The organism is Dyella sp. S184 (assembly GCF_009766065.1).
In the GTDB taxonomy this organism is placed as follows: domain Bacteria; phylum Pseudomonadota; class Gammaproteobacteria; order Xanthomonadales; family Rhodanobacteraceae; genus Rhodanobacter.
This window is the reverse complement of sequence record NZ_LMUE01000003.1, coordinates 263,629-276,103: the sequence shown is the minus strand read 5'-3', so window position 1 is coordinate 276,103 and position 12,475 is coordinate 263,629. Positions and strand designations below refer to the sequence as shown.

At 60.0% G+C, this 12,475-nt stretch carries 14 protein-coding genes; 10 read left to right on the top strand and 4 right to left on the bottom strand.

The annotated features are described in order from the left end of the window. The first annotated feature begins 1 nt into the window (after position 1). Entirely contained in the window at positions 2–271 is a 270-nt protein-coding gene (locus GSQ75_RS08795; RefSeq protein WP_158754180.1) for a DUF2442 domain-containing protein, read from the top strand. 114 nt (positions 272–385) lie between these two features. Here GSQ75_RS08795 and GSQ75_RS08790 read toward each other — a convergent pair whose 3' ends face one another. Next, positions 386–1,126: a hypothetical protein gene (locus GSQ75_RS08790; RefSeq protein ID WP_158754179.1), complete on the bottom strand. Its 741-nt coding sequence runs from the start codon at positions 1,124–1,126 to the stop codon at positions 386–388. Between the two features lie 263 nt (positions 1,127–1,389). On the opposite strand from GSQ75_RS08790, the gene GSQ75_RS08785 reads away from it, so the two are divergent. The 7 genes from GSQ75_RS08785 to GSQ75_RS08755 all read left to right on the top strand — a co-directional run bounded on the left by GSQ75_RS08785 (position 1,390) and on the right by GSQ75_RS08755 (position 9,162). Next, positions 1,390–1,965: a Spy/CpxP family protein refolding chaperone gene (locus GSQ75_RS08785; RefSeq protein WP_158754178.1), complete on the top strand. Its 576-nt coding sequence runs from the start codon at positions 1,390–1,392 to the stop codon at positions 1,963–1,965. A 73-nt stretch (positions 1,966–2,038) separates the two neighbouring features. Further along, a complete protein-coding gene (locus tag GSQ75_RS08780) occupies positions 2,039–2,737 on the top strand; it encodes a response regulator transcription factor (RefSeq protein WP_158754177.1) in 699 nt (232 codons plus the stop codon). Continuing rightward, entirely contained in the window at positions 2,734–3,999 is a 1,266-nt protein-coding gene (locus GSQ75_RS08775) for an ATP-binding protein (RefSeq protein WP_158754176.1), read from the top strand. The genes GSQ75_RS08780 and GSQ75_RS08775 overlap by 4 nt, the downstream gene beginning before the upstream one ends. A 165-nt stretch (positions 4,000–4,164) precedes the next feature. Beyond that, a complete protein-coding gene (locus GSQ75_RS08770; RefSeq protein WP_343160918.1) occupies positions 4,165–5,151 on the top strand; it encodes an RDD family protein in 987 nt (328 codons plus the stop codon). Between the two features lie 385 nt (positions 5,152–5,536). Beyond that, a complete protein-coding gene (locus GSQ75_RS08765) occupies positions 5,537–6,538 on the top strand; it encodes a DUF3800 domain-containing protein (protein WP_158754174.1) in 1,002 nt (333 codons plus the stop codon). A 211-nt stretch (positions 6,539–6,749) separates the two neighbouring features. Beyond that, complete coding sequence (locus GSQ75_RS08760) at positions 6,750–7,067, top strand: DUF805 domain-containing protein (protein WP_158754173.1); 318 nt, start codon at positions 6,750–6,752, stop codon at positions 7,065–7,067. Between the two features lie 175 nt (positions 7,068–7,242). Further along, entirely contained in the window at positions 7,243–9,162 is a 1,920-nt protein-coding gene (locus GSQ75_RS08755) for a hypothetical protein (protein ID WP_158754172.1), read from the top strand. A 48-nt stretch (positions 9,163–9,210) separates the two neighbouring features. Here the strand turns inward: GSQ75_RS08755 and GSQ75_RS08750 are convergent, their stop codons facing one another. Further along, positions 9,211–9,495: a helix-turn-helix transcriptional regulator gene (locus GSQ75_RS08750; protein ID WP_158754171.1), complete on the bottom strand. Its 285-nt coding sequence runs from the start codon at positions 9,493–9,495 to the stop codon at positions 9,211–9,213. A 115-nt stretch (positions 9,496–9,610) separates the two neighbouring features. Between GSQ75_RS08750 and GSQ75_RS08745 the strand changes: the two genes are divergently transcribed. After that, positions 9,611–9,847: a hypothetical protein gene (locus GSQ75_RS08745; protein ID WP_158754170.1), complete on the top strand. Its 237-nt coding sequence runs from the start codon at positions 9,611–9,613 to the stop codon at positions 9,845–9,847. 105 nt (positions 9,848–9,952) lie between these two features. Here the strand turns inward: GSQ75_RS08745 and GSQ75_RS08740 are convergent, their stop codons facing one another. Continuing rightward, positions 9,953–10,834, bottom strand: a complete 882-nt coding sequence (locus tag GSQ75_RS08740; RefSeq protein ID WP_158754169.1) for a hypothetical protein — start codon at positions 10,832–10,834, stop codon at positions 9,953–9,955. Between the two features lie 335 nt (positions 10,835–11,169). Here GSQ75_RS08740 and GSQ75_RS08735 point away from each other — a divergent pair, with 335 nt between their 5' ends. After that, positions 11,170–11,520 carry a hypothetical protein gene (locus GSQ75_RS08735; RefSeq protein WP_158754168.1) on the top strand — a complete coding sequence of 117 codons (351 nt, stop codon included), beginning with the start codon at positions 11,170–11,172 and terminating at the stop codon, positions 11,518–11,520. A 105-nt stretch (positions 11,521–11,625) separates the two neighbouring features. Here the strand turns inward: GSQ75_RS08735 and GSQ75_RS08730 are convergent, their stop codons facing one another. Then, entirely contained in the window at positions 11,626–12,366 is a 741-nt protein-coding gene (locus GSQ75_RS08730; protein WP_158754167.1) for an STAS/SEC14 domain-containing protein, read from the bottom strand. Between the last annotated feature and the right edge of the window lie 109 nt (positions 12,367–12,475).

The following is a 12,475-nucleotide window of genomic DNA, read 5'->3' as shown; positions in this document are numbered from 1 at the left end:
AATGATTAAGCTGAAATCGATCGAGTCGAAAGGTGGCTACCGGCTGCTTTTGCGTTTCTCTGATAACACCATGGGCGTGTACGACTTCACGCCCTTCGTCGAAGCGGCCACCGAGATGACCGCACCATTGAGTGATCCGCAATTTTTCTCGCGCTACTTCATCGAGCTGGGTGCACTTGCGTGGCCCAACGGATTCGACTTGAGTGCCGAATCATTGCATCGACATCTGCATGAGTCCGGCGGATTGCGGAACAACGCCGAAGCAGCTTGAGCAACGTACAGATCACGACGAGCAAGCCTGCGTCCTGCTCCGTAATAAAAAAGCCCGCCGACAGGCGGGCTTTTTTATTGAACGGTCATCACCGTCGAGCCATGCGTCATCGGCTCACGCCATTGTCTGCATGGCCGCGTCGCGGTCTGCCTGCCGCGAGAGTGCTCCAGCGTTAGCCGGCTTGCGCACGAGAAGCACAGCTGCCGCGACATTCCAGACCAATTGCGCCACCAGCACGCTGAGCAGGGAAGTCATGGTCATGTACGTTGCCGACCCGGCGATCAGGGCGATGACCAGCAGGCTCGACAGCACGCCGACCACGCCGGCTGTGCGATGGAATCCGCGCTCCTGCACCAGTGCAGCCGACCAGGCCAGCGTGCCGACGGCTTGCAGCAGCCAGCCCAGCTTCGCCATGTCGTTGAGCGCAACGCCGGCGTAGCGGATCAGGTTGTAGGCAAAGGCGACGCGCTCGGGCGTGGCGGTGATCGCATCCATCGCGATATGCGTGGTCACGAAGCCGTCCGTGATCGTCGCGCCGATCATGGCGATGCAGCCGATCAGGTAGGTGGTCAGGCCCGCCAGTACCAGCGGCCGGTGCAGTCCCAGTCGTCGTGCCAGCGTGGCATAGCCGAACGCGAAGGCGCACACGCTGGCGATGGCCACGGCATGCACCAGTTCCTTCAATCCCTGCAGCCTGGCGATGCCTTGCATGATTTCCAGCGGATTGTTGCCGCCACCGCTGTGATCGAGCGCGACGAAAATCGTCGAGATGATGGTGGCTGCTGCTATGGCGATTCCCGCGGTGCGTGTGCGCTGCTGGGACGGGTCAGTGGGTGTCGCGGCATCGTGGTGCATCGCAATCATTCCTATGGGCGGTGCATGTCGGGGATCGCCATGCTGGCCGACAAGCTAGCGGCAGCGTCTTTGGGGAATGTCTGGGTCAGGTAAAGATTTGCAAACCGACCGCGCAAGCTACGCGGGTCGCGGCGATGCCGCGTGGCTTCTAAATAAATCTTTACAAGGCGCTTGTCCGGGCTGAACAAGCGCCGGCCACGCTGTACCTGTCCGCGGATCAGATGGTCGCGGCCATTCCCCATATTCCACTACAGGTACCCGTCATGAAAAACACGACAACAACCGCATTGACCCCAGCCTCATCCCGTAGCCCGCACTGGAAGGCCACGCTGCTGCGCAGCTTCGCGCTGGTTGCCGCACTCGCCGTCGGCTCGACCGCCGTATATCTGACTGTGCCGAACCTGGCGCGCGCGGTCGGTGCAAGCACCACCGACAATGGCAGCTCCTTCTTCCAGCATATGCATGGCGGCGCCCAGTCGCCGGAAGAACTGCACGCCCATTTCGACAAGGTGCTGACCGAGGCCGGTGCCAGCGATGCGCAGAAGCAGCAGATCCACGCCCTCATGAAGCAGGCGATGACGGCCGAACACGCCGACATGGAGAACTACCACACCTCCTTCGGCCGCCTGAAGGCACTGCTCGCCGCCGACCCGATCGACGATGCGGCCATCGCGACGCTGCGCACCGAGCAGGATCGTCTGGCCCTGTCGGCCAGCCATCGCCTGTCGGATACCGCAGTGGCCGTCGCGCACATCCTGACACCCGCGCAACGTGTGAAACTGGGCGCCGAGATCGACCAGATGATGGACTCGCACATGGCGCATCATCACGCCATGTAACGCGTCGCCCCATGATCCGCAGCTGCCGCCATGCACGGGCGGCAGCTGCATCCGCCATCCAGTGAGCCAAGCCGTGTCCCAACGCATCCTGATCATCGACGACGACGAGCGCCTGTGCGGGATGCTGGAACAATACCTGTCGCAGAGCGGCTACCAGGTGACCTCGCGGCACACCGCCAGCGCTGCGCTGGCCGAGCAGCGGCGCGCGCCGCCCGACGCGATCATCCTCGACCTGATGCTGCCCGATGCGAGCGGCCTGGACGTGTGCACCCAGCTGCGCGAATCCACCGGCGTGCCGATCATCATGCTCACCGCGCGCGGCGAAGCCACCGATCGCGTGGTCGGCCTCGAACTGGGTGCGGACGACTACCTGCCCAAACCGTTCGACCCGCGCGAACTGCTGGCCCGGCTGCGCACCGTGCTGCGTCGCGGTACTGCGCTGGTCAATCCGATCCTGCGCTTCGGTCGGCTGGAGATCGACCGCGAGGCGCGCCAGGTTCGCCTGGATGGGCAGTGCCGCAACCTCACCAGCTATCAGTTCGACATCCTGCTGGCGCTGGCCGAGCGCGCCGGCCGCGTGGTCAGCCGCAACCAGCTGCTCGATTGCGTAGCGGGGCGCGCGATGGATGCGTTCGACCGCACCATCGACGTGCATATCTCCAATATCCGCGCCGCGATCGAGGATCAGCCCAAGCAGCCCAAGCGCATCCTCACCCTGCGCGGGGTCGGCTACCTGTTCACCCGGGTGCAGGACGATGGAGCGCCGCTGTGATCCAGCGCCTGTACGTACGCATCTACCTGACCACCCTGGCCTCGCTGGTGGTGGTGGTCATCCTCTTCGGGGTGTTGTGGCAATTCACTGCCGAGCGCGCCGCCAACGTGGATCACGACCGCTTCATGGCGGCGCTGATCGGCAAGGCGCTGCCAGCAGGGGGCTCGGTCGACGCGTTGCAGACGTCGCTGGCCGGGTTGGTAGTGCCGCCGATCGAAGGGTTGGCTCTGTATGACCGGCAGGGAGTCCGCCTGGCGAGCGCAGGCAATCAGGCCGGGATCGGCAACCCCGCCGCAATCGCGCAGAGCAAACCGGGTCACGGCATGTTCGCGGCCCAGCTGATCAAGCTGGACGACGGTCGCGTGGTCGTTGCTCGCACCCATACGGACTCGCTGCAAATGCATCTGGGTGGACTCGCCCTGATCGGCTTGATTGCGCTGGCCGTCGCACTAGGCACGTATCCGGTGGTGCGCCGGCTGACCCGGCGGCTCGAGGCGCTCGCCAGCGATGTCGATCGTTTCGGCGGTGGTGACCTAAGCGTGCGCGCTCCGGTAGCCGGTCAGGACGAAGTGTCGAGTCTGGCGGCCAGCTTTAATAGCATGGCCGACCGCGTCGCGAGCCTGCTCGAAGCGCACAGCCGCATGCTGGTCAACGCGTCGCACGAGCTGCGCTCGCCGCTGGCGCGCGTGCGGCTGGCGCTGGAACTGTACGAGACGGCACCGCGCGCCGAGTTGCTGCATGGCATGCGCCAGGACTGCGCCGAGATCGGCGAGCAGATCGAGGAGATCCTGCTGTCCAGCAAACTGGACACCGTCACGACCGCGCCGCCGCAGGACCCGGTGGATCTGGCCGCGCTGGTGGCGGAAGAGAGCTCGCGACTCGACATCGCGTTCGAGGTCGTCCCCGCGGAAGTTCGCGGCGATGGGCGGCTGTTGCGCCGGCTGATCCGCAACCTGCTCGAAAACGCCCTGAAATACGGCGGCCAGGGCGTGGATGCCCACCTGGGCATCGGCGACCACGGCCAGCGCATCCTGCTGGTCGGCGATCGCGGGCCGGGCATCGCCGAAGCCGAGCGCGAACGCATCTTCGAGCCGTTCTACCGCCCCGCCAATACCGCGGAAACCGGTAGCGGCTGGGGACTGGGGCTGGCCCTGGTCAGGCAGATCGCCGACCGGCACCATGGCAGCGTGCACTGTCTGCCGCGGGTGGGTGGAGGCTGCGTCTTCGAGCTGACTTTGCCTGCGCCGGGTGGGGCAGGCTGAGGCAGTTGGCGACGACGGCTCGGGGTTTGTGGTGGTAGATGGGTGGGGAGTTTCGGAGGGATATGTAGTACGGGATAAGTTCTGTGCTCTTTGCAAAAGGCCGCCTGTGGCGGCTTTTTGTTGGACGACGGAATTTGCTCATATCGCAGCGCACCTCGCCTCCCGATGGCTCTTGCGGCAAGATGTCCTGACTTCAGGGGGAATTACATGGACGCATTGCATGGGGAAGGTTGGCCGGATCGGGAGATTGCCGGCTTTTGGCGCCGTCTAGGCGCTTTCGTGATCGATCTGATTCTGCTCGGTATTGTCGGCTGGATTCTAGGCGCGCTGCTTTTCGATACGTTCGCGCGCATGGGCGCCTATGCGAAGCTGATCGGCTTTGTGATTGCGCTGGCCTATTTCGGCATCTGCAACAGCCGCATCGGCGGCGGACAGACGTTGGGCAAGCGCTGGCTTGGTGTGCGGGTCGTCGATGCCCACGACCAGTTACTGTCATTGCCGCGCTCGCTGCTGCGCTACGTCGTGCTGGGAATTCCGTTCTTTGCGAATAACCTGCCGCTTGATCCCAAGCTGGCCATGTCGACACCGCTGGGTTATCTGCTCGCCCTTGTCGTATTCGGTGGCATCTTCGCCATCATCTACCTCTACATATTCAATCGCCGCACGCGGCAGTCCCTGCACGACCTGGCGGTGGGCTCGTACGTGGAGCGTTTCGATCGTGCGACACAGCCAGTGCCGTTTCCCATCATGTGGCGTGGGCATATCGTCGTGGTGGCCCTGCTCGCTGTTATCGCCCTGAGCGCGCCAGCGGTAGCAAGTCGATTCACGCAGACCCAGACTTTCGCGGGTATCTTGCCGCTGTACCAGACGTTGTCCACCCAACCCCACGTGATGACGGCGCAAGTCGTACGCGGGTGGTCATCGTTCAATGGCGGCAACACCACACACTCCCTGCAGTCGTCGCTGCGGCTGGATGCGCCGCTGACTGACGATGGCGACATGGCCAGACGCATCGCACAGCTGATGGCGAAAGCCGACCCGAATATCGCCAACGAGGATGTCGTCGTGGTGACTCTGGTCTACGGCTACGACTTGGGCATCGCGTCGGGTTGGAAGAGGCACGGGTATTCGTTCAAGCCGGATGAGCTGTAGTAAGTCAGTGCTCTCTCGGTGAGCTGAGCCGCGAGCTGCAAAAAGGTGTCGGAGACAATTGCTGACGCAAACACCAAAACGGGGCCAGGCCCACTTATCGTGGATTCGTAAGTGGGCCTGCCTCCGTTCGTTGACCGTCGGCGCTGGAAGCTGCCAGGAAAAAGATGCTTGATGCCTAAATGTTTATGGTCCTACCGACTCAGAACAGCAGTCATGGAATATGACGCATAAGTCGAGCTCCGAGGAAACCATGAACGGTGACGAAGATGCAAAACGCATCGCGCAACAGGTCTGCGCAATAGTGAAAATCGCGTGACGGAAGTCACGGAGTAGCTCTCCCTCGCTCATCTGGAAGACACGGCAATTATGGTGAGAGGCGCTGAAATTGCACATCTACTTAGATGAATCTGGGACGTTTGCGGCTACGACAGATCCGGGAAGCTACTGCGTCGTGGCAGCGTATGTTGTGCCAGAAGCGAGTAAACGGCGCGCCGAAGAGACGCTACGTGCGTTCAAGCTGAGCATAAACAGAACTGCGTCGGATGAAGTTAAAGGGGAGATAAGCGAAGCCGATTACTTTCGTCTTCTGGAAGCTCTTGCGGATGTCGATGCGTTCGTCGTGGCCCTTGCCACAGATGCCTCAATGAATGTCGATGTACCAACCCACAAAGAAGGTCAGGCGAAGAAAATCGATGACTGGATTCCGCAGATGATTCATCCGGAAGGCAAAGCGATGGTTGCCAAATCTGCAATCGATATACGCGCGCTTTCTAATCAAAACTACATCGAGCTTCTGTGTCGGTGTCTTTTGGCTTGGGAAACTATCAAAAAGTCGACGCTCTACTATTCGCAGCGCGTTCCGGCCACGTTGGGTACGTTTCGCTGGAACTTCGATCAGAAGGATATTGCAAAGAATCGCTTTGAGGCGACATTTTCTGACGTGCTCGGAACGCTTTTGCAATCCATGTCAGTGGCCGACCCAATGATTACGCTTCGGGAGGGGGATTATTCGCACTTCTTTCGATTCCATGGCAAGGACGACAATCGTCCTTATTGGTTTCCGGCTCCGAAAAAGGGAGGTGAGGTGCAGGCCATCAAAAGCGCGCTTTGGCGGGAGCACATGAGATTTGTGGACTCTAAGCAACATCCCGGCGTACAAATCGCTGACCAAGTCGTGCGGGGAATCCGTAGGTGCCTACGCGGCGAGTTTGTGGACAATGACCGCGCAGCCGCACTTCTGGGGCGTCTGATGGTTACCCTGGGTCGTAAAATCCCGCCTATGACCTTCGTCGCGTTCTCGAATGCTGGAGAAGTTCTGCTTGAAAAGTCAGTCGCTGAACGAGCCAACATAATGCGGAGGAACGCGCGCCTGATGCTCACCCAGTAACAGTTGCATCTCCCAGTCACACGAACGTTGCCTAGCAAAGCAAAAAGAATCGGGCACTAACCGACGAAAAAAGGACGGAGGAAGTTAAGTCCCTAGGGCTCGGCTTCAAAAGAGGTGCCAAAAACAATTTTAGGTTGTTGGCCTCATTTCGGCCGTACAAGGTCGCTTCGAAATATCGGTACTACTTACGCGACTCAAGGAATAGCGTTCGATGACTTTCATTGAATCCATACAAACCTGTTTCAGGATGTACGCGGATTTTGACGGCCGAGCATCGAGGTCCGAGTTCTGGTGGTGGAGCTTGTTTGTCTTGCTCATTAGCATGGGTGCACAAATCATCGGCGATACCGCCGCCACTCTGGTTGCTCTCGGCACGCTGCTGCCCTACCTCGCGGTTAGCGCGCGCCGACTTCACGACATTGATCGTAGCGGATGGTGGCAGCTGATCGGGTTCATCCCATTGATAGGTTGGGCAATCATGATCTATTGGTGTGTGCAGGAACCTGCCACCCCGAGCAGGTATGGGTAAGGTAAGAGGCACTCGCAACCGCGAAACCGGAGCAAGGGGACGGAGGTAATTAATTCGGGGTAATTACCTCGAAACCTGGACGGGGAAGTTAAATGCCCTCGGCTAAGCAAAGGGGCGGAGTCATTTCTTGGCAGTGTTGACTGAACGATTTCTTGATCGATAGGGGTAGGGATGCATGGGGATTCTGGATAAGTTTCTTGGCCGTAAGCAGGATGCATCCAATGACCAGCCGAAGGTGGAGGTATCTGCGGTAACTTCGAAAGCTGCGTCATCCGAAAATATAAACGTGCCTGCAACCATCACCATCGCTGATGCCTACGGCCGCTCGTTTCAGGTCACTCGGGAGCAATGGCGCACCGAGATACTTCCTAAGAACTTCGAGCTTAACCGCGACAAACCTGATGTGCTGGTCTCCATGATTACGGACGCACTGCGCAACGGCTTTTGTGAAGAGGCGCTGGAGCCCGCGCGGCGGTTGCATCAAATCGATCAGAATGGGCAGCGCGGCGCCGTCATTCTTGGCGTTACGCTGCTTCAGCTCAAACGCTACACCGAGGCGCGTGACGTGCTGGAGGCAGCACGCGAACTTCATGGCGAAGAAGGCTCGCTTCTTACAAATCTCGCAAAGGCCTATGGCGGGCTTGGAGAACAAGAGCGCGCTGACGCGACCCTGTGGCATGCCATCGAGATTGACCCCAATCAGGACAACGGATTGCTTTGGTACGTCGCGTTGCAGGGCGAGCGCGGCGGCGAACAGGCAAAACACGATGCCTTTGTTCGCGCTTCAAAGCTTCCTCACGCATGGCGCCCCCAGATCTGGCTGGCACGCGATGCATTGAAAGCCAAGGGCCTTGATGCCGCACTGGCGTACTACCATCAGGCCGCGGAACGCGTGACGCCCATGCCGACGGATGCGCTGCGGCAGATCAGTGGTGATCTCGGTATTCATGGACACTTGCAGGCCATGCTCACGCTCGTGTCGCCGTTGTTTGATGCAAAACTTCATGGTCTCGATGTGGGCAATAACCTGATCAAGGCAAATATCGACCTTGGCCACACCAAGGAAGCGCGTGCAATCCTGGGGCAGCTTCACCGTCAGCAACGCGTGGATTGGGAACAACACCTAGCCTTTTGGGACGGCGAGATTGACAAGGCAGAGAAGCACTATGGGCCCGTTTCCGATGCACCGACTTTCACTTTTGGCATGCTCAAGCTTGAGGACCCGATCTGGGTCCGTGAGGCGCTCGGGTTTGCAGCCCTTCTGGCGCCAAAGCCGGATAACGCGCCGTATCTAGCGTTCATGGCAGGAAGCTGTGCGAAGGCAATTTCAACGGAGCAACAACAGATTACGCTCGAGAAGACCGATGCACTCGGCCGTTTCTCCAGAGGGCTGCCGATGTACTTAGCCGAACAGACTCTGCTCCGGTCCGATACAAAGGTGGCCTATCTCCAGCCATGGTCGCCTAAAGGAGGCTTCATCTTGGCCGGTGGCCCTTGGGAGGCGGCGCAGCTCTCGACGGTCATAGAGGGTAACGACTACGTGGTGTTTACTCACATTGATGCGACCCAGTCACCGTGGCAGGTGAAGTTCGAGCTTGTACAGACGGTTGACGGGCGGGTTCTCTCAACGTGGACATGCGAAGCCGACGAACAGAATCCATCCGCGCAGCAGATCGCGCAGATGGAAACGACATTGTTAAAGCAGTTGGCCTCGGTGCCCGGCGTGGTATCGACCGAGATACCGCCAGGTCTTGAGTCGCCCGATGTCGCGTGGCTAGCCCACTTCACCGTTGCCATGGAACAGTCACTGGCAGTGTCATGTTCGTTGTTGGATGACGTGCCAGAAAATTTCCTCTACGCAGAGCGAAGCATCTTCAACAACCTGCTGCATCTTTCGTTGCAAATGCCCGCGAATGCACGAATGCGACTTCTCCTGCTGAGTGCTATTGATCGCGAGTCGACGCGGAAGCCTGATGTCGCTGCGGAATACGGCGAAAGACTGGCTCGACTCCAGCGCGAATTTCCTCTGGGTGGAGCAGTGGGGGATGTGATTGCTGTGGCCAGTAAGCGCATCGCCGAAAAATGTCAGGGATAATTCTTGACGAAATAAAGGTATCAGAGTGATCTGGTCCGGGTTCATCTATCAGGACGGTCGCTTTGGCGGCCTGCGGCTAGGTTTTGCGTGTCCCAACTCCTGCTCGAATTCATCGACGAACTCGCTCAGTGATTGCCCGCAGGCATTGCAGAGTTCCCGCAACTGCAGCAGGTCCATCCGACGTGAACCACGTTCGACGTCGCTGACATAGGACTGAGGACGCTGCAATGCCGCGCTCAGGTCGACTTGGGTCAGACCGGCCGCTGTGCGAAGTGCGCGCAGGCGGCGCAGTAGCACCAAGTACTCGGTCTTGTGTATGGACTTGGCGGGCATGACGACGATCCGTGAAGGCTGACACGACGCTATATCTGCTTTTCAAATATCTGAAAAAGGGATATATTTGTGGTGCGGACGGCTGTGTTCGCGATATCGCCGGAGGAGGGACGCCATGACGCACGATCGCCTTGTTTTCGGAGTCACCATCGACCAGATCGACGAGCTCAACAGTCTGCTCCGGACGATCACTGCCAATGGAGACATGGTCACGATCTGCAGTGCGGATGCCTTGCACCCCCAGAGCGTATCGACGCTGGGGGAGGCCATCTTCAACGCAGCTCTTGCCGTGCGGGACGTCTTCGATCAGGTCGAAGAACAGAGGCTCCCAAACCGGGGCGGAGGAAGTTAAATCGCGTCCCGCACGGATGCGCCCGCGCCTTGCGGAGCGGGCTCTGACCCGCGTTGATTCGGACCCGCTCTGATTCGCTCGGCCGCGCCCCGTCAAGTCGGGCCACTAATGATGCGCCACAGGCCGCGGCGCTACGGCCAGACCAATCACCCAACCCAGGTAAAAACGGAAATCGATGGTGTACTCGATCCAGGTGTAGACGTACCAGGTCTTGGGCGCAAACAGCGAAAGCGCCAGCTGGACAACCCCGGCGGTGACCAACCAGAGGGATGCGATGATCGCGGTCAGCCGCATGCAATGCGACAAGGCAGGCTGGGTCGGATGCCTGCGCATGACGGTGAATCCGGCAAAAAGGATGCATGCGCATGGAATCGCCGTGGTGAACGTGTCCCGGAGGGACCATTCGGAAATAAAACCCAGCGAAAACACCATCCCCGAAGCGAGCAGCAAGGTGGTCCAGCGGATCCACGGCGCTCGTGTCGTGCACAACCAGGCGACGGTGACCATGAAGGGAATGCTGGACCACTGGAAAACGTCCGACAGCGCGACGAACAGACTGAACTCCCCACGATTGTCCGCATACGACGTGGAGACGAAACTGGTGATCGCTTCATGCACGCAGACGGCCAACACAGCAAAGCCGAAGGCGGCGAACGTGGCGTGTGCGGGACTTCGGTGCTTGTGCGCAACATGCAGGCGCATGGCCCGCAGTCGTTCGGCAAGCGGCTCCACGAAAAAGGCCACGACCGCACCCACCAGCAGCACATCCCCTGCGGTAACCCAGCTGAAGTGATGGATGACGGTGAGCAATCCTTGCCAGATGAATTCCGGAGCAACGGAGCAAACGGACACCCAGGCCGAAAAGAAGACGATGCTGTAGGCGCCCAGATAGGACCCGTGAAACGGCGGCACATCGGTCGCCTGATTCAGGCCCTGGGGCTCGCCCCGCGATGCGGCGGTTCTGGTTTCATGCGATGGCAGGTTCATCGACGCCCCGTCCTTCAGATGTATGGGTCGCTCCAGCGTCCTGGCAGTACGGCAGCTGCCGGGGTCCCATGATTCCCGGACTGGCCGTTCCCGGCGCCCTGATGCCGGACCCCGTCCCAGGCAAAGCGACCGCGAACCAAGCGCTTCAGTCGATGCCCGCTTGTCGATCTGTTCGCGATACTGCGATGGGTGAACGGGTGACGAAGTGTACGCTAACCCGGAACGGGCTTTGACCTGCTTTGATCGAGCGATTATGGAAGGGGCGCCTCGGCAAGCCGAAGCAGGAGTCGTCCAGGTTTACTCGCAAATATCACACTTGGATATCAAGGATCGCCATGACTGAACGAATCACCCTGACCGAGTCGTTGCCCGCAACCGCCGTCGTCCGCGTCTCGCGCGCCAGCTTCGAGCCGAGCCGGTTCGCCGAGGTCGACGCCGCGAGCAAGAAGACCTCGGCGTACATAATCCCGGCCATCAGGCGGCTGTCGGGCCTCATTCACTTTTATGCGGGCGTCTCGCCGAAGGGCTCGGTCGTGCAAGTCAGTGTCTGGGACTCCGACGAGCATGCGGCACAGTTGGACCGGCTGAAGGAAATGGTCGTCGACGGGCGCAGGGACATGGAGGCGGTCGGCGTGACATTCACCCCGATTTTCAACTACCCGATCGACGGGAACTGGATCGTCTGACCGTCTCCTTATGATGAGATCAGTGAAACAGGGGCCTGAAACAGGGGCAGAGTGGACTTTCTGCGGTTGTTTTTCGGCGCGAAGTTTTTGCGCCGACGTGCGCGTTCAATCCTGCAGCCAGCGCATGGCCTGGTCCCGCTCGTCGTAAGCGAATTTGTGGACCTTGGCCCGCATCAGCGGATCGAGCACGTGGTCGGCGAAGGTACCCATGGGGCTGTTGGTCACCAGCGCGATCTTGCCGATCTTGTCGTGCACAGCATTGACGAACTTCAGGTGGGCGAACAGGGCGCCCACCCCCTGCCAGCCGGGAAATTTCCGGCTGTGAATCAAGACGCCGCGAAGCCGGTCGTGACTCTTGAGATAGTCGCCGATCACTTTGCCGACGGCTTCGAAATCGTCTTCGCTTAGTGCCTGGTCCGCGGCCGGCTCCAGCACCAGGATGCCGACGTCGGCATCCAGTGCGATGCCGATGCGAGCACGATCGCTCTCGCAGACCCATGCTTTGGCAGCCGCGTAGTCGTTGCTGGCGAAGTGCCGCAGTTCACCGGGAGAAAACAGCCCGAACAGCTTGATGGCGTTCTCGATCCACTTGATGTCGCTGACGATCGCCATGCGCGCCCAGTGGCCGATCTTGCCCAGCCCCAAACGCAGGTCCTGCCATACCGCGCCGGCTTCCATGCCCTTCCATTCGCCGTCGATGCAGCACAGCAAGTCGAGCTTGTGCTGCCTTTCCAGCTTGTCGTTGACCAGCGGGATGAGCTGCGTCTCGTAGTCTTCCGCGCGCAGCTTGTCGTTGATCCGGATGCCGACCACGTGGTCCGGAAGATCCTCGATCATGCTCAACATGCTGATACACCTCGGTGGCGGCTCTGGATGGCTCGAACTGCTCGACGGCCAGTGTACTGCCTGGAATCGGAGACAAGAGTGAACTCTTCGCGACCGGATTTTTCGAGTC